Here is a 19,310-nt window from a genome sequence, read left to right on the forward strand (position 1 = left end):
ATCGACACGTCATGCACAGCCTTTACAGGTCAGCTGCATACTGGAGCGCATGCGGGGAGTAGCCAGAGTGTTCGGGATCGTGCTCCTGGTGGGCGGCCTCGGACTGCTCGGTTGGGTCGGCTGGCAGTACTTCGGCACCGGGATCACCTCGAACCACCAGATGGGCAAGGCGGAGGACTCGCTGCGCCGGCAGTGGCAGACGTCGCCGGCGCGTGCCGTGCCGTCCGGGACGACCACGCCGCCGGCGGTCGGGAAGCCGATCTTCCTGATCCGGATCCCGAAGTTCGGGGCCGACTGGGAGAAGCCGATCGTCGAGGGCGTCGCCGCGGACGACCTCGCCCGCGGGATCGGTCACTATCCGCAGACCCAGCTACCGGGTCAGCCGGGGAACTTCGCGGTCGCCGGCCACCGGGTCACGCACGGTTCCCCGTTCCGTAGGCTGCTCGACCTGCAGAAGGGCGACCAGGTCGTCGTCGAGACCCAGGACGCCGTGTACACCTACGAGCTCGACGGCTCGCCCCGCGACCTGACCGTCCAGCCGACCGATACCTGGGTGCTCGACCCGGTCCCGGGCAAGAACCAGACGCCCACCAAGGCGATCATCACGCTGACCACCTGCCAGGACCTGTTCCACTCACCGGACCGTTCGGTCGCCTTCGGTCACCTGGTGAAGGTCAGCAAGAAGTAGTGGACTGAGCAGTGTTCTAAGCTCAACGCTCATGAGCTACGACCGGGACGGACTGCTGGAGCAGGTCAAGAACAAGGCGATCGTGCACGGCCGGGTGACGCTGGCGTCCGGCAAAGAGGCCGACTACTACGTCGACCTGCGCCGGATCACACTGGACGCCGCCGCTGCGCCGCTGATCGGCCCGGCGATGCTCGAGCTGACCAAGGACCTGGAGTACGACGCCGTCGGCGGCCTCACGCTCGGTGCCGACCCGGTCGCGATGTCGATGCTGCACGCGGCCGCGCAGGAGGGGCGGACGCTGGACGCGTTCGTCGTACGCAAGGCCGAGAAGACGCACGGGCTGCAGCGGCGGATCGAGGGGCCGGACGTGAAGGGCCGCCGGGTGCTGGCGGTCGAGGACACCTCGACGACCGGCGGTTCGGTGCTGACCGCGGTCGAGGCGTTGCGGGAGGCCGGGGCCGAGGTGGTCGCGGTCGCGGTGATCGTGGACCGGTCGACCGGCGCGCGGGAGCGGGTCGAGGCAGCGGGCCTCCAGTACCGCTCGGTGTTCGGACTCGAGGACCTGGGTCTCAGCTGATGCAGGGCAGTACCGTCGCGTTCGTCCTGGTAGCGGTCCTGCTCGGGGTCGGTCTCTTCTACTTCAACTACTACCGCGCGAAGAAGCGCCGCGAGCTGTTCGCCGGGTTCGCGAACCAGCAGGGCTGGTCCTACGTCCCGTCGAACCCGTCGCTGGCCGGCCAATGGATGGGTACGCCGTTCCGGACCGGCGACCACTGGCGGGTCCAGAATGTGCTGTCCGGGCCGTACAACGGGCACCCGATGGTTGCCTTCGACTACAGCTACCAGACGCACACCACCAACGGCCGTGGACAGCGGCGGACCACCACGCACCACTTCGGCGTCGTGGTGATGCAGCTGCCGGGTGCGCTGCCGCACCTCGAGGTGACGCACGAGGGGATCTTCGGTGGCGCGGTCGCGAACGCGTTCGGCTTCCGCGACCTCCAGTTCGAGAGCGACCAGTTCAACCGCGCGTTCCGGGTGAAGGCGGACGACGAGCGGTTCGGGCACGCGGTCGTGACGCCGCGGATGATGGAGCTGCTGCTCGCCCGTGGCGAGATCGGCTGGCGCATCGAGGGGAACTCGCTGGTCGGCTGGGACAAAGGCAGTCACAACCCGACCGAGGTGATGAACCGCCTGATGCTGCTGCAGCAGGTCCTCGAGAACGTCCCGCCGTACGTCTGGCGCGACTACGCGGGTGTCGACCCCCGTGCGCAGCAACCAGGGGGCGGACCCACCTACCCGTAGAGTCGGTCCCAGCACTGCCAAAACCTCGGGAGCTGGGACATGGTCTGGGTCATCATCGCGATCGTCGTGGTCGTCGCCGTTGCGGCGATCATGCTGATCTCGTCGTACAACCGGTTCGTCAAGCAGCGGAACCTGATCCAGGAGTCGTGGCGGCAGATCGACGTCGAACTGCACCGCCGGTACGACCTGATCCCGAACCTGGTCGAGACCGTGCGCGCCTACGCGGCACACGAGCGGCACGTGTTCGAGGAGGTCGCCCGGCTGCGCACCCAGGCGGTGAACGTGCAGGGCTCGAACCCGGAGCAGCGGGCCGCCGCGGAGGGTGAGCTGTCCGGCGCGCTGCGTCAGATGATGATCTCGGTCGAGCAGTACCCGCAGCTGCAGTCGAACCAGAACTTCCTCGGCCTGCAGCGCGAGCTGACCGACACCGAGGACCGGATCGCGGCCGGCCGCCGGTTCTACAACGCGAACGTCGGCGACTACAACACCCGGATCGAGGCGTTCCCGTCGAACCTGATCGCGAACGGCTTCAAGTTCGAGAAGGCCGGCTACTTCGAGGTCAAGGACGAGCAGGTCCGCGCGGTCCCGCAGGTCTCGTTCGGCACCATCGGCTCGGTCGCGGGTGAGCAGGCACCGCCGCAGATGCAGCCGGGAGCGCCGTCCTCGGGCCAGATCCACCCGCAGATGCCGGGGGACCAGGGCAACTACCAGCAGGGCTACCCGCAGCAGCAGATCCCGGGCGGCTACCAGCAGCAGCCTGGTCAGCAGCCTGGTCAGCAGGCGCCGTACCAGGGGCAGCCGGGGCAGTACTCGCAGCAGTACCCGCAGCAGGGGTACCAGGGAGAGCCACCGGTGGGCGGGCCGCCTGCGGGTTCCCCCGCGCCACAGGACGGACAGCCGCCTTTCACCGGTGGCCAGTAGGCACCGGTCCCCGTGATCCAGGTCCCCCGACCCCGGACTCACTCCCAGTGCCAGGCCCGGTGTGACGGCGGTCAAGTCGCCACCCGGGCCTGCCCTCCCCCCGGTACCTGTGATCAACAGTGCCGGACCGAGATACATCCGGCGTACATCGGCCTTCACGGCGGGTATACCCGGATGGCACGATAGGTCGGTTCAAGAGCGGAGAGGCCGGACGAGTGGACAGTCTGAGGTACGAGATCCTCGGACCTCTACGGCTCGTTCACGTCCAGGGCCAGCCGCTGAAGGCCGCGAAACCGCGGCAGCTGCTGGCCACCCTGCTGCTGCACCCGAACAGGTTCGTCTCGACTGACCTGATCGCCGACGCGCTGTGGGAGAACACCCCTCCCCGGTCGGCCACCGCGAACATCCGGACGTACGTGCGCGCGCTCCGCGGGGTGCTGCAGGACGCCGGACTGCCTGCGCCGATCGACACCTCGGCCGCCGGCTACAGCATCGAGGTCGGTGTCGACGAGCTCGACGCCAGCCTGTTCGAGTCGCTCCTCGCCGAAGGCGGTCACCTGCGCGACGCCGGTGACGGCCGTCAGGCGATGCAGGTCCTGTCCCGCGCGTACGCGCTCTGGCGCGGCCGTCCGCTCGAGGACCTCCCGATGCCCGCGGCCTGGGAGGGCTCCATCGGCCGCCTGGAAGCCCAGCACCGCGGTCTGGTCGACACCCTTCTCGACCTGCGGCTCGAGTACGGCGACGCGAGTGGCGCCGCCGTACTGCTGAATGCCCGGCTGGCGGACGACCCGTACGACGAGCAGCTCTGGCGGCGCCTGGTCGACGCACTGCTCGCCGCGGGACGTGGCGGTGAGGCGCGGGCGGCGTACGCGAAGGCCGTGCAGACGCTGGCGGACGAGCTCGACATCAAGCCCGGTCCCGAACTCGAGGCGGCCGGCGCGCGCGCCGAGAACGGCCCGTCGGCCAACTGGCCCAACCCGGGGATCCCGGCGGACCGTACGGCGGACCGTCCCGCACCGCCGGCACCCGCCGGACCGATGGCGGCCCCCGAGCTGACCGACCCGCTGCGGCCGCCGAGTCAGCTGCCGCTCGACCTGGCCGACTTCAACGGCCGGCAGCACTACCTCGAGCAACTGCGGGACCTGGTCTGCGGCCGTGACCCGGTGCGGCCGCCGATCGCGGTCATCTCCGGCGCACCCGGGACCGGCAAGACCTCACTGGCCGTACGACTCGGCCATCAGGTCCGTGAGTACTTCCCGGACGGGCAGATCTACCTGGACATGCACGGCGCGACCGACCCCCGCGATCCGGCCGCCGCGCTGACCGATCTGCTGCTCAGCCTGAACCTGCCGGACTTCGCGATTCCGACCGACCCGGAGCGGCGGTCCGCGATGCTGCGGTCCGAGCTGGCGAGCCGGCGGGTGCTGATCATCCTCGACGACGTGGCGACCGCCGGTCAGGTGACGCCGTTGATGCCGGGGACCGGGGCGTCTGCGGTCGTGGTGACCAGCCGGAACCGGCTGATGGACCTGGCCGGTGCGGACAGCCTGCCGCTCGACACGTTCGACGACCGAGACGCCGCCGTACTGCTGGCGTCGGTCGCCGGTGCCGGGCGGATCGATCCGTCGTCGCCAGAGGCCGAGGAGATCCTGTCCGCGTGCGCGAACCTGCCGCTCGCGATCCGGATCGTCGGCAGCCGGCTGGCGCAGCGTCCGGACCTGAGCGCCCGCGAACTGGCCCGCCGGCTGCGGGACGAGACCTCACGACTGGACGAGCTGAGCATCGGTGAGCTCGCCGTCCGGACCAGTGCGGACCTGAGCTACGACGCGCTCAGCCCCGAAGAGGCCCGGTTGTACCGCCTGATCGGCCACTTCGCGGTCGGGGTGTTCTCGGCCCGCGCACTGGAGGCGATCGCGTCGCCGGCCGCCGTACGGCGCAGTCTGGACCGCCTGATCGAGGTCAACCTGGTCCGGATCAGCTCGGTCGACGACCGCGGTACGGCGCGGTACCGGGTGCACGACCTGCTCCGGCTGCACGCGCTCGCGGTCGGCACCGAGGAGCAGAAGGCGCAGGCGGTCCGGGACGTGGAGACCGTCGTCGAGGCAATCCTGAACAAGATCCGCCGCGCCAACGAGGCTTTGTCCTTCGAGTACTTCGGCGTTCTCGAGCACACCGGTCCGTTGACCGCGCCGGACCCGTCGCCGTTCACGGAGACCGATGCGATCGCGTGGTTCGACAGTGAGCGCAGTACGTTCGTGCCGGCCATCCGGGCCGCGGCGCAGAACGGGCTGCACGAGCACGCGTGGCGGATCGCCGCGGCCTGGGGCCCGTATCTGGATCTGCGGGCCGGCTTCGAGGACTGGAACGGCTCGCACCAGCAGGGTTTGCTCAGCGCGATCGAGTGTGGGAACCGCCGCGGCGAGGCGATCATGCACCGCAATCTCGGTCAGCTCGCGGTCTATCAGGACGACTGGGAGACCGCGCGCCGGCACTTCGACGCGGCCGCGCAGGTGTTCGCCGAGGTCGGCGACCGCCTCGGCGAGGGTGTCGCCGCTGTCGGGCTCGGCACCTGGCTGCGGGAACGCGGCGAACGGGACAAGGGACTGGCGCAGTACGAGAAGGCGATCGAGGCCTTCGTCGAGGACGGCAACGCGAACGCCGAGGCGCTGGCGCGGACCGCGGCCGCGAACGTCTACCTGGTGCGTGGCGACCTGGACACCGCCCGGAGCCTGCTGGCGCGGGCGTTCCTGATCGCCGTCCGCCGCGCCGACGCCCACCGCGAGGCCAAGGTACGGCGGCGGATCGCGGCGCTGCGGGTCCATCAGGGCCGGCACGACGAGGCGGTCCGGCAGCTGCGGAAGGCGCTGGCGATCTTCGACGGGATGGGTGACGACCACTGCGCGGCGTACACGCGGTCGCTGCTCGGGCAGGCGCTGATGGAGCGTGGCGAGGTCGCCGCGGCCCGGCGGACCTTGCTGGACGCGATGGACATCGGCCACCGGCTGGGGGACCGCAGCGTCGAGGGTCAGGCGGCGCAGCACCTCGGCGAGCTCTATCTCGGCACGGGCAGCTTCGACAACGCCCGCCGTACCCTCGAACGCGCCGCACGCGTGTGGCAGCAGGCCGGGAACGACGGCGCCGCGGCCGATTGCCGGCGTCTGCTCGCAGGTTCCGAGGCAGGCGCTGCGGCGGGCTGAGCCCGATCGCGCCCGCATTCCCTGCACAGCGCTTCCCGCCGGTGCAATGTACGGCCGCTGTATCCAGGGCGGGCAGGATCTCTGTCATGCCACGGCACACCGGCCGAGGACGGGGGATCGGGGAGGATTACCTATGGCCTGGGGGGAGGTTGTCGTGGAGCGCCGGAACGTCCCGCGGGCGGCGAACCCGCGGGACACCGAGGCGGCGCTGAACTGGCAGCTGGAGCGCGTCGGTTCGGCCGCCTGGCTGGACTGGCCGCTGAAGTTCCAGCGGATGGCGTTCGGTTACGCGCACGACAGTGGCTGGCACGACGCGGCCGATGCGGTGAGCTGGCTCGACCACCACGCCCTGCTCCGTGAAGGGGCGGCGCCACGGGGGGCGCTGGTCTGGTACCAGGCGGCAGACCGGATCCGGGTGGCCTGTGCACTCGGTTCCGGTCAGGTGGTCGGCCCCCTCCCGGCCGGTTTGGTCGAGGTCACCGATCTGTCGGCGTTGAGCACCGACTGGGTGTGGTCAGAACCGCACTTCCCGTTCGGCCACTGAATCAGCCGCTCGTTCCAGCCGGTCGTTCCAGCCGGTCGTTTCAGTCGGTCGTGTGGTTGGTGACCGGGTGCTTCGGAGCGGCGTGCTTCGCGCCGCCGCCGTCGGAGTTGTTGTTGCGGTTGCGGCGCTTGGCGAGGAAGTACTCGACGACCATCGGGATCAGCGAGACCAGCACCAGCAGGATCAGCGCCGACTCCAGGTGGTTGTGGATGAACGCCACGTTGCCGAGCGCGTGCCCGAGCAGCGTGATGCCCGGCGCCCAGATCACCGCGCCGACACCCGTCCACAGGAAGAACTTCTTCGGGTCCATCCGGCCGGCGCCGGCCACGACCGTGATGAAGGTCCGGACGATCGGCACGAACCGGGCCATCACCAGCGCCCGCGGGCCGTAGCGATCGAAGAATTCGTGCGTCTGCTCGAGGTACTTCGGTTTCAGGAACCGGGCGTTCGGGTTGCGGAACAGCGACGTACCCAGGAATCGGCCGATGTAGTAACCGGACACGTTGCCGAGGAACGCTGCGACGGTCAGCAGCACGCAGGCCAGCCAGAGCGGTACGCCGATGGTGCCTTGCGCGATGAACAGGCCGACCGCGAACAGCAGCGAGTCACCGGGCAGGATCGGGAACAGCACCCCGCACTCGATGAACACCACAATCAGCGTGCCCCACAGGGCCCAGTCACCCAGCCAGTGCAGCAGGTACTCCGGGTCCATCCAGTTGGGCATCAGCATCGCGACAAGAGGAAGCACGCCGACAGGGTAGCGTCCCGACCTGTGCGTGAGCTGAGCAGCGACCTGCGGGGAGCGGACATGGTGGGCCCGAACGAGGTCGGGGTCGGCCCGTGGGAAGGCGAGTGGCCGGACGACCCGCGGCTGGATCCGGAACTCCTCGCGGCCGGCGACCGGCGCAACGTCGTCGACAAGTACCGGTACTGGAAGCTCGAGGCGATCGTCGAGGACCTCGACCAGCGGCGGAACCCGTTCCACGTCGCGATCGAGAACTGGCAACACGACCTGAACATCGGCTCGGTGGTGCGGACGGCAAACGCCTTCCTGGCCGCCGAGGTGCACATCGTCGGCCAGCGGAAATGGAACCGGCGCGGCGCGATGGTCACCGATCGCTACCAGCACGTCCGCCACCAGCCCACCCTCGAGGATCTCGCCGGGTACGCCGCTGCTCGCGCGCTGCCGGTGATCGGGATCGACAACCTGCCGGGATCCGTACCGCTGGAGACGTTCGACCTGCCGCGCGAATGCGTGCTGCTCTTCGGTCAGGAGGGCCCGGGGCTGACTCCCGAGGCCCACGCGATCTGCTCGGCCGTGCTGTCGATCGCCCAGTTCGGCTCGACCCGCTCGATCAACGCGAGCGCCGCGGCCGCGATCGCCATGCACGCGTGGATCCGCCGGCACACGTTCGGTCAGGCATCGAGCAGCTGATCCAGGATCCCCGCCGCCAGCTGCAACACGGCCTGCTCGGTCGGATTGAGCCGCTGAGCGATCGCCGCAGGTGTTCCTGCAACAGCTGTTGGCCCTGCGCGGTGATCATGACCCCGCTCGTCGTCCTCATGATGGACCTCGGCCGTACGCCGGACCTCACGACCGTCGGGTACCGCCTGATCGACACCGTGGCCGGCTGTGTGCTCGCGATCGTCCCTACCCTGATAACGAGGAGGCGAAATGTGGCCTGACCACGCCATCTGGTGGCAGCTCTACCCACTGGGCTTCACGGACGCCGAGCCAACGGCTCAGCCGACCGTCGTACACCGCTTGCCCCAAGTGGAGAACTGGCTCGACTACGCGATCGACCTCGGCTGCTCCGGCCTGTTGCTCGGCCCGATCTTCGCCTCGGAGACGCACGGCTACGACACGATCGACCACTTCCGGATCGACCCACGCCTTGGCGACGACGCCGACTTCGACCGGCTGGTCGCGGCCGCGCACGCCCGCGGTCTGCGGGTCGCGCTCGACGGGGTGTTCAACCACGTCGCCCGCTCGTTCACGCATCCGGAGTGGTTCCGCGGTGACGACACGTTCGAGGGACACGAGCACCTGGTCGCGTTGGACCACGGCAACCCCGACGTCGCGTCCTATGTTCGTGACGTACTCCGGTACTGGATCGACCGTGGCGTCGACGCATGGCGCCTGGACGCCGCGTACGCCGTACCGCCCGAGTTCTGGCGCACCGTGCTGCCTCGGGACCGCGACACCTGGTACTTCGGCGAGGTGATCCACGGCGACTACGCGGCGTACGTCGAGAAGAGCGGGCTGGACTCGGTCACGCAGTACGAGCTGTGGAAGGCGATCTGGAGTTCGCTGAACGACCGGAACTTCTACGAGCTCTCGTATGCGCTCGGCCGGCACAACGCGTTGTTGGAGACGTTTGTGCCGCAGACATTCGTCGGCAACCACGACGTGACCCGGCTCGCGACCCGCCTCGTGGACGAGCGGCATCTTCCGCACGCGCTGGCGATCCTGTTCGCGGTGGCCGGCGTACCGAGCGTGTACGCCGGCGACGAGCAGGCGTTCCGCGGCCTCAAGGAGGAGCGGGTGGGTGGCGACGACGCGATCCGTCCCGCGTTCCCGGACGGTCCGGACGAGCTCGCGCCGTACGGGTGGCCGACGTACCGCCTGCACCAGGAGCTGATCGGCGTACGGCGGCGGCATCCGTGGCTCGTGCGCGCCCGGACCACGGTGGAGCATCTGACGAACGAGACGATCGCGTTGCGGAGTACACACGGCGACGCGTGGGTCCTGCTGCTGCTCAACGTGTCGGAGCAGGATCAGCGGTTCCCGCTCGCCGACTCGCCGGTCGTTCCGGCGAACGGATGGAAATTCTTGACGAGTTCGTAACCTTCGGCCCCGCGCTCGCGTTGTTGTTGATGACAGAAGTGAGGCCTTCCCGTCGTCCTGCGTTGGTGACGGGGAACATGGGGGTTTTGTCGATGAACGCACTGTGGGACGAACTGATTCACGAGCTGGGCACCGTCCGCGCCCTGAGCGCGGCGGCTCTGGAGGCGCGCTCGGAGACTTCGCGGGTCGCGCTGATCACCTTGCTGGACGCCGAGACCGCGGAGATCTCGGCAATCCTCGACCGGATCCTCCGCGAGTCCGCCGAGACATCAGCGGCCTAGGCCGTGTCTGGCAATTCCCCGCCTACTCGCGGCGCTCGGCACGGCCTAGCAATTCAGTGACCGTCCGGCGGAGGGCCTCCGTCGGGTCGTCGGGCTGGTCGAACGCGCGGTACGCGATATGGGCGTCCGGCCGGACGAGCAGACAGCCCGCGTCCGGGATCTCGCGCACCCGCGCCCAGTCGCCGTACAGGTCGTCCAGCTCCCGGCCGGGTCCGATCACGAACGGCTCGATCGGTACGCCGAGCTGCTCGGACACGGACTGCGCCGCCTTCACCCACGCCTCCCCGCCGATCCCGGTGAGCAGCGTGAACCTGCCCTTGGCGACCACGTCCAGGGTGCTGACGGTCTCCGATCCACGGGTCAGCCAGCAGTGCGGGATCCGGGCGCCCGGCCACGTCGTCGGGTGGTAGTACAGCTCGCGATCCCGCTCGTACGACGGCTCCGGCGTACCGTCCGCGATCACGGCCGCCGAGCGGTAGCGCTGACCGAGCTCGACGCCGTGCGCGTTGAACTCGTAGTCCTTCAGCTCGATCGCCTGTCGCAGCTCCTCGCGCTGGGCGGCGGCGGCCGGTGTGTCGTCCTTGCGGGACTCGATCGTCCGCCCGGGCGGCGCGTCCGGCGTCATCCCGAGTGCGCGGAAGATCTGGCCGAACTGGTTGCGGCTCTTGTTGGCGCGGTCAACGATCTGCCGCGCGATCGGCGCACGCTCGGCGTCGTAGGTGTCGAGGAGCTCGGGCGCGGCCTGCCCCTTGAGGACCAGCGCGAGTTTCCAGGCCAGGTTGTACGCGTCCTGGATCGAGGTGTTCGAGCCGAGACCGTTGCTCGGCGGGTGCCGGTGGATCGCGTCACCCATGCAGAAGACACGGCCCCGGGAGGTCTTCTCGGCGTACATGTGGTTGACGCTCCACACCGACGTACTCTTCAGCTTCACGTCGATCGTGTCGTCACCGACCAGGTTGTGCACGATCTCGGTCGCCATCGCCTCGTCGACCACCGGCGCGGGCTGTGTGATGTCGTACCCCCAGACGATCAGCCACTCGTTCCACGGCCGCACCATCCGGACCAGGCCGGCGCCGATCCCGCCGATCTGCGCGCCGGGCTGCAGGACCCAGTACAGGACGCTCGGGCGATGGGCGACGTACCGGCTGAGGTCGGCCTCGAAGACGATGTTCATCGAGCCCTCGATGTCCATCGCCCCGGCCATCGGCAACTCGATGTCCTGGGCAACCTTGCTCCGCCCGCCGTCCGCGCCGATCAGATACTTCGCCCGGATCTGGTACGTCGAGTCGCTCAACCGGTCCCGTACCGTCGCGGTGACGCCGTCCGCGTCCTGCTCGAGGGACAGGTACTCGGTGTTGAAGCGGAGCCGGGCGCCGCGGCTCGCCGACGTACTGAGGAGGATCGGCTCGAAGAGCGTCTGGGGGAGATCGCAGGGCAGGCAGGGACTCGCCTCGGTGTAGTCGGCGAGGCGACGCGGATGCGTACCCCAGGTGCGGATCCGGCCGATCTCCTCGCCGGCCAGGCTGGTGCAGAACGCGGTCTCGCCCATCAGATGATGGGCGGTGCCCTGGTCGACGACCTGGTCCTCGATCCCCATGTCGCGCATCAGCTCGATCGTCCGCTGGTTGGTGATGTGGGCGCGGGGCGTGTTGGCGGTCCAGCCGTAGCGGGTGAGGACGATGGTGCCGACGCCGTACGTGGACAGGAACAGCGAGGCGGCGCCACCGGCCGGACCGCTGCCGACGACCAGGACATCGGTGGTGATCACTGTTGCGTCTCCTCGGTCGTCGCGAGTACGAGGTCGTAGTCGACGGTGTAGTAGGTCTTGCCGTCGTCCTGGTGTTCGACGAACTCGGCGACAAGGGATTGCTTGACGCCGAAGACCGCGTCCGTGTCGAGGTGCTGGTCGCCTTCGGCGAAGACGTGGGTGATGAGGCGGGCGTAGCCGGGCGCGGTGACCATGAAATGGATGTGCGCCGGGCGCATCGGGCCGCGACCGCCGGCGCGCAGCAGCTCGCCGACAGGGCCGTCGTCGGGGATCGGGTAGGCGACCGGCTTCACCGCCCAGAACCTGTAGTTGCCGTCGGCATCGGTGGTGAGGTGGCCGCGGTTCTGCGGGCGGTCGAGTTCCTTCTGGACGTCGTAGAAGCCGTCCTCGTCGGCTTGCCAGGTTTCGACGAGCGCTCCGGCGATCGGCTCGCCTTTCGTGTTGAGGACCCGGCCGCTCACCAGGCATGGCTGTCCGGGCGCCCCGTTGGCGATGTCGTCGCCGAGCTGAACCTCGGGCGATCCTTCGACGAAGAACGGGCCGAAGACGGTGGACTGCGTTGCCTCCGGTGGCTTGCGGTTGCCCAGACCTACGGTCAGCATCGACAGCCCGAGGACGTCGGCCAGCAGCACGAACTCCTGGCGCGTGCCGGTGGAGATCTGGCCGGTGCGGGTGAGGAAGTCGATCGCGGTGAAGTACTCGTCCTCGGTGAGATCCACCTCGCGCGCGAACGCGTGCAGGTGCCGGACGAGTGCGCTCATGACGGTCTGGTAGCGCTCGCTCTCGGCGTTCGCGAAGCTCTTGACGACTGCTGCGGTCAGGTCGTCGCCTTGCAGATCCATCCGGTCTCCTCGTTCGTCAAGGTCGCGTACCGGCCCAGGCGCGGGTGAGAATCTCGCGCACCAGGTCCTCCGTCACGGGGACCGGGTTGTCCGTCGGCTGAAACGCCTTCGCTGCCTCGGCCACCTGGACCTCGGTGAGCCCCAACTCCCGCAGGCTCGTCGACACACCCGCCGACCCGAACAGGTCGAACAACCCGCGCGCCAGGTCCTGCTCTTGCGGTCCCGCCGCTGGCTCGTCGGGTGCGGTGAGAGCCGCTGCGAGGCGTGCTGTTGCTAGGGGTACGGCGGGTGCGTTGACGCGCACGACTTGTGGCAGCACCGCGGCATGCGTCTCCGCGTGCGGAAGGTTGTAGGTGCCACCGAGGAGATGGCACAACTTGTGATGCAGTCCGGTGCCGGCGGTCGCGAGCGCCGAGCCCGCGAGACAGGCGCCGTACAGAAGGTTGCTACGAGCAGCTAGATCGCGGGGTTCGGCGAGCACGTCCCGCAGCCCGGTGCTCAACGCCCGGAGCCCTTCCACCGCTGTCGTCTCGGTGATCGGATCCGCCTGCGGCGTCCACACCGCCTCGACACAATGCGCGATCGCATTGGCCACACTCGCCGCGGTCACCTTCTTCGGCAGCCGCTGGCTCAACACCGCGTCGTACACCACCACCCGCGGCAACACCCGCAGGTCCGACCCCGTCGTCTTCCGCCCACCCGCCGTCTCCCCCCAAACCGGCGTCATCTCCGACCCCGCATAAGTAGTAGGCACCGCCACAATCACCACCCCACCACCAGCGAACTCTCCGCCACCCGCGAGACCAGCCGGCCCGCCGCCACCCACTCCGCCGCCACCCATTCCGCCGGCGGCCACGCCGCCACGCGCTTCACCGGCGGTCACGTCGCCACCCGTCCCACGGGTGGGCTCGGGGGTGTTGGTGAGGGCTATCGCTTTGGCGAGGCCGATGGCCGAGCCGCCGCCAATGGCGATGATGCCGTCGGCGCCGACCTCGTTGGCCTTCGCGCGAGCGGCGGCTGCCACCTCCGTAGGTACGTGCTGGGCGACGCCGTCGATCCGGCCCGCGAAGCGGTCACCCAAGCCCACCTCGACCACGTCGGCAGCGTCCCGCGCGGAGTTCGTCGCCACGACCAGCGCCCGCTGTACCCCGAGCGTCGCGACTTCCCCCGCCACCCGATCGAGCGTCCCTGCCCCGAACACCACCCGCCCCGGGAAGAACGTGTGCACGAACGTGGACCGCGCGGCCTCACCTGGACGTGGCATCGGCAGCTCCGCTACGATTTTCGCTCAGCGAATAGTTCTTCTTTCAACGAAAAGCAGGCTAACCGATGCCGGGTGACGCGTCTACAGGCACGTTTCTGCAGGGTCTGGAGCGTGGGCTCGCGGTGATTCGCGCGTTCTCCGCCGAGGCCCCCTCGCTGACGCTCAGCGAAGTGGCGCGGGCCGTCGGGATCACCCCCGCGACCGCTCGCCGGATCCTGCTCACCCTGGAGGAGCTCGGCTACGTCCGCGGCACCAACCGCCGCTTCTCCCTCACCCCGCGGGTCCTCGCCCTGGGGTGGGCCTACCTGTCCTCGCTGGACCTCGGCGAACTCGCCGGCCCGTTCATGGAGGAATTGAGCGTCAAGACCCGCGAGTCCTGCTCCATCGCCACCCTCGACCTCCCGGACATCGTGTACGTCGCCCGCGTGCCGACCAGCCGAATCATGACCGTCGCACTCGGCGTCGGCGCCCGGCTCCCGGCGTACCCGACTTCGATGGGCCGCGTGCTGCTGTCGGGGCTTCCGGACGACGAGCTCACGACGTACCTCGAGGCGCTCGCGGACTCGCAGCCGTCCGACCCGCCCACGGACCGGACTATCACCAGCCCCGACGACCTGCGCGCCGCGATCGACCAGGCCCGCAAGGACGGCTACGCGATGGTCGACCAGGAGCTCGAACTGGGTCTCCGCTCCATCGCGGCCCCGATCCACAACTCCCGGGGCCGCATCATCGCCGCGCTCAACGTCTCCGCCCACGCCTCCCGCTCGACGCCGACGTCGCTCTGCGAGGAGGTCCTCCCGCATCTACGGCAGGCAGCCACGCAGATCAGCACCGCGCTGACCCACCGCGGTCAGCTGTAGCCGTTCACCCCTGCAGCTCTTGAAGGATCTGCAGGTAGTGCGGGTTGTTCATGATCCCGATCAGGTTGCCGAACGGGTCCACGAGCGACGCCGTCCGGAACCCGGTGTTGTTGCCCCGCTCGACGATCCCTTCGTTGACCGTCGCGCCGAGCTCGACCATCCGTGCCAGTGTCGCCTCGAGATCGTCCACGTGCCAGTGGATGATCGCCCCGGCCGGCGCACCGCCGACCTGATGGCCCGCGTACTTCGCGTCGATGATCCCCAGCTCGCACTGGAAATCCCCGAACCGGAACTCGACGTACGCCGGCGCCTCGGCGCTCGGGACCGCGTAGTACGCCTCGATCCCGAGCAACTCCTCGTACCAGTCCCGCGCCGCCTTCACGTCCGTCGCGTAGAAGCTGACGGTGGCAAGTCCTCGCAACATCTCAGTGGTCCTTTCGTGGGTTCTTCCCCTGCGATGACCACCACGATTCCAGTCAAAGTGCTCACCGAATGAGCACTTTGGCCGGAGCGATGTCCCGGGAGCGGCTCAGTCGGTCTGTGTGACCTTGCGCAGGCCGCGTGGGGCGTCGGGGTCGAGGCCGAGCTTGCGGGCCAGGAGCTCGATGGCGCGCTGGGCCGGGATGACCAGCGCCAGCGGAGCGAGAGTCTCCGGGAGATCAGGGCCGGCCAGGTTCACGTCGCACCGGGAGGCGAACGTCGGGTCGCCGCCGATCCCGAGGATCTTGCTGCCCTTCTCGCGGACGATGCCGGCCAGCTCCGTCATCCCCGGGAGCGCGGGGCCGTCGCCGGCCGAGACGAGGATCGTCACCAGGTCGGCGTCGACGACCGCGATCGGGCCGTGCTTCAGGTCGGCGTACGAGAGTCCGCGGACCGGCTGCAGGCAGGTCTCCTCGAGCTTCAGCGCGACCTCGAGGGTCGTGCCGAACGTCAGCCCGCGACCGCTCGCGAGGACGTCGTGCGCGCCGGCGAGCAGGTCCGCCGCCGCATCGACCGACCCCGACAGCATCTTGGCCGCCGCGTCCGGCACCCGCGCGATGTCCGCGTCGAGCGTGCCCGGCCGCTGCGCGAGCGCGTCCACGGCGACCGTGATCGCGGCCAGCTGTGTCGTGTAGGTCTTGGTGGCCGGTACGGCGAGCTCCTGGCCGGCCTGGGTGATCAGCGCGACGTCGGCCGTCGACGCCAGCGGGCTGTTGCCGTCGTTCGTGATGCCGACGATAGCGGCGCCGTTGCGCTTGGCCCACTCGGCCGTGTCGACGATCTCCTGGGTGGCGCCGGACTGACTGACCGCGACGACCAGCGAGTTCGACAGGTCGAGGTTGGCGCCGTACAGCGTGGCCACCGAGGGCGCCGCCAGGGAGGCCTGCCGGCCGGCGTGGATCTCGGTCAGATAGCGGCCGTACACCCCCGCGTTGTCGGACGATCCGCGGGCCACGAAGATCACGTGCCGGCGGCCGGCGGCCAGCCTGGTGATGTCGTGCCGCAGCGGCAGAACGTGCTCGAACGTGGCCGCGAGAGCGGCGGGCTGCTCGGCGATCTCGCGCGCCATCCGGGTTTCCTGAGCGGGGACAGACACCACTGCGATCACTGGTCCTATCTGGTCTTAACAGGTATGCTGCGCACGATAGCAGTGAGCGGCGCCCCGGGGCACCCCCGAGGCCCGCCCAGGTCTGGAGGATCGAGATTCCATGGTGGCGACCAAGCGGGCCCAGGTCCGATCGGTGCTGGAACGGCTGATCGACGTCGAGCTGCATCCCGGGGACCCGATCCCTTCCGAGCGTGCCCTGGTGGACAAGCTGAACGTCTCCCGGGTGACCGTCCGGCAGGCGATCAGCGATCTGGTCGAGTCCGGTGCCCTCGAGCGGGTGCACGGCAAGGGGACCTTCGTCACCGGCCCCCAGGTCGACTCGCAGCTGCACCTCACCTCGTTCTCCCGGGAGATGCGGGCCCGTGGCCTCGAGCCCGGGACCGTGGTGCTGTCGGCGAGCGAGATCGAGGCCTCCGAGGAGACCGCCAAGGGGCTGCGGGTCGCGAAGGGCACCAAGGTGATCCGCGTCGAGCGGCTCCGCACGGCCGACGCCTCGCCGATGGCCTACGAGGTCGGCTACTACCCGTCCGCGCTCTTCCCCGGCCTGCTCGGCCGCGAGCTCGGCACGCTGTACGACGTTTTCGCCAGTGAGTACGACGTTGTCGTCACCTCCGGTGAGCAGACGGTCCGGGCGGACAACGCCGACGGACATGTCGCCCGGGTGCTCGGCGTGGCCAGGCGGGCACCCCTGCTGGTCCTCGAGCGCACCACCTTCGCCGGCCGCAAGGTCGTCGAACTGTCCTGGTCGGCCTACCGCGCCGACCGTTACCGGCTGCACATGGCCCTGACTCCGCGCGGCCCGCGATCCGGGTCCGCCTGACCGGCTGCACCTCCGCGTCCGGAGGACATCCGGACGTAACGAACTGGATCGGTCCTGTTCATCAACTGGTCTGCATCCCTGCTGATCGCTCCCCGGCCACCGGGCCGGCTCGGCAGGCGGGCCGCCGGATCCGACGAAGTACCCGGCGGCGATACTGGAGCCGAACCCACAAGAACTGTGTTGTGAGGAGTACCGCGAGACATGCCTATTGCAACCCCTGAGGTCTACGCCGAGATGCTGGACAAGGCCAAGCAGAACCGCTTCGCCTACCCGGCCATCAACGTCAGCTCCTCGCAGACGCTGATCGCAGCCATCCGCGGTTTCGCCGAGGCCGGCTCGGACGGCATCGTCCAGGTCTCCACGGGCGGTGCGGAATACCTGTCCGGGTCCACCGTGAAGAACATGGTGTCCGGCTCGGTCGCGCTGGCGGCCTACGCGCACGAGGTCGCCAAGAACTTCCCGGTGAACATCGCGCTGCACACCGACCACTGCCCGAAGAACAAGCTGGACGGCTTCGTCCGGCCGCTGCTGGAGATCTCGGCCGAGCGCGTCGCGCGCGGTGAGAACCCGCTGTTCCAGTCGCACATGTGGGACGGCTCGGCGGTGCCGCTGGCCGAGAACCTGGAGATCGCCAAGGACCTGCTGGCCAAGACGGCCGCGGCGAAGATCGTCCTGGAGATCGAGGTCGGCGTCGTCGGTGGCGAGGAGGACGGCGTCGCGAACGAGATCAACGAGAAGCTCTACACCACCGTCGAGGACGGCCTGGCCACGGTCGAGGCGCTCGGCACCGGCGAGAACGGCCGCTACATCACCGCGCTGACCTTCGGCAACGTGCACGGCGTCTACAAGCCGGGTGCGGTCAAGCTGCGTCCGGAGATCCTGAAGGAGATCCAGGACCAGGTCGGCGCGAAGATCGGCAAGGAGCGCCCGTTCGACCTGGTGTTCCACGGCGGGTCCGGCTCGACGCTCGAGGAGATCCGGGCCGCGGTCGACAACGGCGTCATCAAGATGAACGTCGACACCGACACGCAGTACGCGTTCACCCGGCCGGCGGCCGCGCACATGTTCACCAACTACGACGGTGTGCTGAAGGTGGACGGCGAGGTCGGCAACAAGAAGGCCTACGACCCGCGCGCGTGGGGCAAGGCGGCCGAAGAGGGTATGGCGAAGCGCGTCGGCGAGGCCTGCGAGAGCCTGCGCTCGACGGGCACGTCGCTGAACGGCTGACGCTCCGCATCGGAGAGCTGTTGCGAGCAGGCCTGTCCCGGGGAGCTTCCCGGGGCGGGCCTGATCCTTTGTGTGGACCATCAGTTCGGCGTTCGCCACGGACACGGTCCTGTCCATCGGGTACGCCTTGGAGAAGGTCGTCCCGCTGTTCGCCGACGCGTTGAAGAGCACGGGGTAACTCCTTTCGTCACCGGACTCGGGCAAGGTCGAAATGACGGATGCCGGTCCGTCGGGCTGCTCGGGTGAACGTGGTTCGGATGCGGTCGGCCACGGTCACCGGGTCGTCGAGGTCGGTCCAGGAGATCCAGCAGTGTTCGACGGGCTGTGGTCCGTCGGGGTCGAAGGCGGGCGGCTCGGGCAGCGGCTCTTCTGGTGCGGGCTCGAATTCCTCGCACCAGAAGGGAAAACGCGGCTCGAACTCGACCACGGTGCGTTCGTCCGGGAACCACAGGGCCTCGACCGCACCGTCGTCGGGGTCGGCCGGCTCGGTGTCGGGCGGGGGTGCCGGGTCGGGAGCCGGCAGGCCCGCGTTCGCCAGGATGAAGCGCAACCGGGACTCGGCGATCGACGCGGCGCCGGTGACCTGATCGAGAACTCTGCGGGCCCGCTTGGCGCCGTGGTCGAGCCGGCTCACGGCCTGGCTCAAGATGCGGTGATCGACGAGCCCGGCATACAACGCGGCGTCGGCGAGCACGGTCGCCGGAGCTGCCGGTGCAGAGGCGGCCACCTCGGCGATCGCCCGGGCCGGCGAGACCAAGTGCATCTTGTTCCACAGCTGGAGGTCTGCGCCAACGGGGTCGCGGATGTGCCGGTGGACGCCGCGGAGCCGGCCGGAGCCGCCGTCGGGCGCGGTGACGTGCACCCGGCTGAGGTCGAGGCCCCAAACAGGTAAGGCATGCAGGGCCGCGGCGGATTGGTGGCTCGCGTAGACACCGGGCCCGCTGGCGCGCAGGACGGCGTACACCCGGCGGAGGTGCAGGATCTCGTCGGTGACGAGCCGGAGGGAGCGTTGGGCGGCATACGTCCCGCGCCGGATCCGGCGCCAGCTGCCGGAGCCGAGCAACGAGTCGATGTCGGCGTCGGGGTAACCACAGGCTCGCGCGTCGGCCCGGGTGAACACACCGCCACGGATCGACGCCATCACAGCAAGTTGAGGA

General features: G+C 69.3%; 20 protein-coding genes. 13 read left to right on the forward strand and 7 right to left on the reverse strand.

Annotated features, from left to right (window positions below):
• Positions 1-49: 49 nt before the first annotated feature.
• From ACFYRH_RS07305 to ACFYRH_RS07330, 6 genes are all read left to right on the forward strand, one after another.
• Entirely contained in the window at positions 50-688 is a 639-nt protein-coding gene (locus ACFYRH_RS07305) for a class E sortase (RefSeq protein ID WP_387769543.1), read from the forward strand.
• Between the two features lie 31 nt (positions 689-719).
• Complete coding sequence (pyrE, locus tag ACFYRH_RS07310; protein ID WP_387769546.1) at positions 720-1,265, forward strand: orotate phosphoribosyltransferase; 546 nt, start codon at positions 720-722, stop codon at positions 1,263-1,265.
• The gene (locus ACFYRH_RS07315; protein WP_387769549.1) at positions 1,265-1,993 is read left to right on the forward strand and encodes a hypothetical protein; all 729 of its coding nucleotides are present in this window, start codon (positions 1,265-1,267) and stop codon (positions 1,991-1,993) included. Before pyrE ends, ACFYRH_RS07315 begins: the two co-directional genes overlap by 1 nt.
• Positions 1,994-2,032: 39 nt before the next feature.
• Positions 2,033-2,914 carry a LemA family protein gene (locus ACFYRH_RS07320; RefSeq protein WP_387769552.1) on the forward strand — a complete coding sequence of 294 codons (882 nt, stop codon included), beginning with the start codon at positions 2,033-2,035 and terminating at the stop codon, positions 2,912-2,914.
• 215 nt (positions 2,915-3,129) lie between these two features.
• A complete protein-coding gene (locus tag ACFYRH_RS07325) occupies positions 3,130-6,111 on the forward strand; it encodes a tetratricopeptide repeat protein (protein WP_387769555.1) in 2,982 nt (993 codons plus the stop codon).
• Positions 6,112-6,244: 133 nt separating this feature from the next.
• On the forward strand, positions 6,245-6,655 hold the full coding sequence (locus ACFYRH_RS07330) for a hypothetical protein (RefSeq protein ID WP_387769558.1): 411 nt from the start codon (positions 6,245-6,247) through the stop codon (positions 6,653-6,655).
• Positions 6,656-6,695: 40 nt separating this feature from the next.
• Here ACFYRH_RS07330 and ACFYRH_RS07335 read toward each other — a convergent pair whose 3' ends face one another.
• A complete protein-coding gene (locus ACFYRH_RS07335) occupies positions 6,696-7,403 on the reverse strand; it encodes a DedA family protein (RefSeq protein ID WP_387769561.1) in 708 nt (235 codons plus the stop codon).
• A 60-nt stretch (positions 7,404-7,463) separates the two neighbouring features.
• Here ACFYRH_RS07335 and ACFYRH_RS07340 point away from each other — a divergent pair, with 60 nt between their 5' ends.
• The 4 genes from ACFYRH_RS07340 (at position 7,464) to ACFYRH_RS07355 (ending at position 9,784) form a co-directional block, all read left to right on the forward strand.
• Entirely contained in the window at positions 7,464-8,090 is a 627-nt protein-coding gene (locus ACFYRH_RS07340; protein ID WP_387771732.1) for a TrmH family RNA methyltransferase, read from the forward strand.
• A gap of 107 nt (positions 8,091-8,197) precedes the next feature.
• Positions 8,198-8,341, forward strand: a complete 144-nt coding sequence (locus ACFYRH_RS07345; protein WP_387769564.1) for a hypothetical protein — start codon at positions 8,198-8,200, stop codon at positions 8,339-8,341.
• Entirely contained in the window at positions 8,331-9,503 is a 1,173-nt protein-coding gene (locus tag ACFYRH_RS07350; RefSeq protein ID WP_387769567.1) for an alpha-amylase family protein, read from the forward strand. The genes ACFYRH_RS07345 and ACFYRH_RS07350 overlap by 11 nt, the downstream gene beginning before the upstream one ends.
• A gap of 92 nt (positions 9,504-9,595) precedes the next feature.
• Positions 9,596-9,784 carry a hypothetical protein gene (locus tag ACFYRH_RS07355; protein WP_387769569.1) on the forward strand — a complete coding sequence of 63 codons (189 nt, stop codon included), beginning with the start codon at positions 9,596-9,598 and terminating at the stop codon, positions 9,782-9,784.
• A 22-nt stretch (positions 9,785-9,806) separates the two neighbouring features.
• Here the strand turns inward: ACFYRH_RS07355 and ACFYRH_RS07360 are convergent, their stop codons facing one another.
• Genes ACFYRH_RS07360 through ACFYRH_RS07370 form a run of 3 tightly spaced genes read right to left on the reverse strand, consistent with a single transcriptional unit; the run spans position 9,807 to position 13,658 of the window.
• Positions 9,807-11,552, reverse strand: a complete 1,746-nt coding sequence (locus ACFYRH_RS07360; protein ID WP_387769572.1) for an FAD-dependent oxidoreductase — start codon at positions 11,550-11,552, stop codon at positions 9,807-9,809.
• Entirely contained in the window at positions 11,549-12,394 is an 846-nt protein-coding gene (locus tag ACFYRH_RS07365) for an intradiol ring-cleavage dioxygenase (protein ID WP_387769575.1), read from the reverse strand. Before ACFYRH_RS07365 ends, ACFYRH_RS07360 begins: the two co-directional genes overlap by 4 nt.
• Before the next feature lie 16 nt (positions 12,395-12,410).
• On the reverse strand, positions 12,411-13,658 hold the full coding sequence (locus ACFYRH_RS07370; protein WP_387769578.1) for a maleylacetate reductase: 1,248 nt from the start codon (positions 13,656-13,658) through the stop codon (positions 12,411-12,413).
• Between the two features lie 65 nt (positions 13,659-13,723).
• Between ACFYRH_RS07370 and ACFYRH_RS07375 the strand changes: the two genes are divergently transcribed.
• Complete coding sequence (locus tag ACFYRH_RS07375; protein WP_387769581.1) at positions 13,724-14,518, forward strand: IclR family transcriptional regulator C-terminal domain-containing protein; 795 nt, start codon at positions 13,724-13,726, stop codon at positions 14,516-14,518.
• 4 nt (positions 14,519-14,522) lie between these two features.
• Here the strand turns inward: ACFYRH_RS07375 and ACFYRH_RS07380 are convergent, their stop codons facing one another.
• Together ACFYRH_RS07380 and ACFYRH_RS07385 are read right to left on the reverse strand one after the other, a co-directional pair.
• Entirely contained in the window at positions 14,523-14,942 is a 420-nt protein-coding gene (locus ACFYRH_RS07380) for a VOC family protein (RefSeq protein ID WP_387769584.1), read from the reverse strand.
• A gap of 105 nt (positions 14,943-15,047) precedes the next feature.
• On the reverse strand, positions 15,048-16,067 hold the full coding sequence (locus ACFYRH_RS07385) for an SIS domain-containing protein (RefSeq protein ID WP_387769587.1): 1,020 nt from the start codon (positions 16,065-16,067) through the stop codon (positions 15,048-15,050).
• 139 nt (positions 16,068-16,206) lie between these two features.
• Between ACFYRH_RS07385 and ACFYRH_RS07390 the strand changes: the two genes are divergently transcribed.
• Positions 16,207-16,926: a GntR family transcriptional regulator gene (locus tag ACFYRH_RS07390; protein WP_387769590.1), complete on the forward strand. Its 720-nt coding sequence runs from the start codon at positions 16,207-16,209 to the stop codon at positions 16,924-16,926.
• A 201-nt stretch (positions 16,927-17,127) separates the two neighbouring features.
• Positions 17,128-18,153, forward strand: a complete 1,026-nt coding sequence (gene fbaA, locus ACFYRH_RS07395; RefSeq protein WP_387769592.1) for a class II fructose-bisphosphate aldolase — start codon at positions 17,128-17,130, stop codon at positions 18,151-18,153.
• 187 nt (positions 18,154-18,340) lie between these two features.
• Here fbaA and ACFYRH_RS07400 read toward each other — a convergent pair whose 3' ends face one another.
• On the reverse strand, positions 18,341-19,294 hold the full coding sequence (locus ACFYRH_RS07400; RefSeq protein ID WP_387769595.1) for a type IV toxin-antitoxin system AbiEi family antitoxin domain-containing protein: 954 nt from the start codon (positions 19,292-19,294) through the stop codon (positions 18,341-18,343).
• Positions 19,295-19,310: the final 16 nt, after the last annotated feature.

Source organism: Kribbella sp. NPDC004875 (assembly GCF_042873375.1).
In the GTDB taxonomy this organism is placed as follows: Bacteria; Actinomycetota; Actinomycetes; order Propionibacteriales; family Kribbellaceae; genus Kribbella.

Bases quoted from the DNA above. Each gene is read 5' to 3' on its own strand.
- ACFYRH_RS07305 (WP_387769543.1), top strand. From the start codon at position 50: ATGCGGGGAGTAGCCAGAGTGTTCGGGATCGTGCTCCTGGTGGGCGGC.
- pyrE (WP_387769546.1), top strand. From the start codon at position 720: ATGAGCTACGACCGGGACGGACTGCTGGAGCAGGTCAAGAACAAGGCG.
- ACFYRH_RS07315 (WP_387769549.1), top strand. From the start codon at position 1,265: ATGCAGGGCAGTACCGTCGCGTTCGTCCTGGTAGCGGTCCTGCTCGGG.
- ACFYRH_RS07320 (WP_387769552.1), top strand. From the start codon at position 2,033: ATGGTCTGGGTCATCATCGCGATCGTCGTGGTCGTCGCCGTTGCGGCG.
- ACFYRH_RS07330 (WP_387769558.1), top strand. From the start codon at position 6,245: ATGGCCTGGGGGGAGGTTGTCGTGGAGCGCCGGAACGTCCCGCGGGCG.
- ACFYRH_RS07340 (WP_387771732.1), top strand. From the start codon at position 7,464: ATGGTGGGCCCGAACGAGGTCGGGGTCGGCCCGTGGGAAGGCGAGTGG.
- ACFYRH_RS07345 (WP_387769564.1), top strand. From the start codon at position 8,198: ATGACCCCGCTCGTCGTCCTCATGATGGACCTCGGCCGTACGCCGGAC.
- ACFYRH_RS07350 (WP_387769567.1), top strand. From the start codon at position 8,331: ATGTGGCCTGACCACGCCATCTGGTGGCAGCTCTACCCACTGGGCTTC.
- ACFYRH_RS07355 (WP_387769569.1), top strand. From the start codon at position 9,596: ATGAACGCACTGTGGGACGAACTGATTCACGAGCTGGGCACCGTCCGC.
- ACFYRH_RS07365 (WP_387769575.1), bottom strand. From the start codon at position 12,394: ATGGATCTGCAAGGCGACGACCTGACCGCAGCAGTCGTCAAGAGCTTC.
- ACFYRH_RS07370 (WP_387769578.1), bottom strand. From the start codon at position 13,658: ATGCCACGTCCAGGTGAGGCCGCGCGGTCCACGTTCGTGCACACGTTC.
- ACFYRH_RS07375 (WP_387769581.1), top strand. From the start codon at position 13,724: ATGCCGGGTGACGCGTCTACAGGCACGTTTCTGCAGGGTCTGGAGCGT.
- ACFYRH_RS07380 (WP_387769584.1), bottom strand. From the start codon at position 14,942: ATGTTGCGAGGACTTGCCACCGTCAGCTTCTACGCGACGGACGTGAAG.
- ACFYRH_RS07385 (WP_387769587.1), bottom strand. From the start codon at position 16,067: ATGGCGCGCGAGATCGCCGAGCAGCCCGCCGCTCTCGCGGCCACGTTC.
- ACFYRH_RS07390 (WP_387769590.1), top strand. From the start codon at position 16,207: ATGGTGGCGACCAAGCGGGCCCAGGTCCGATCGGTGCTGGAACGGCTG.
- fbaA (WP_387769592.1), top strand. From the start codon at position 17,128: ATGCCTATTGCAACCCCTGAGGTCTACGCCGAGATGCTGGACAAGGCC.
- ACFYRH_RS07400 (WP_387769595.1), bottom strand. From the start codon at position 19,294: ATGGCGTCGATCCGTGGCGGTGTGTTCACCCGGGCCGACGCGCGAGCC.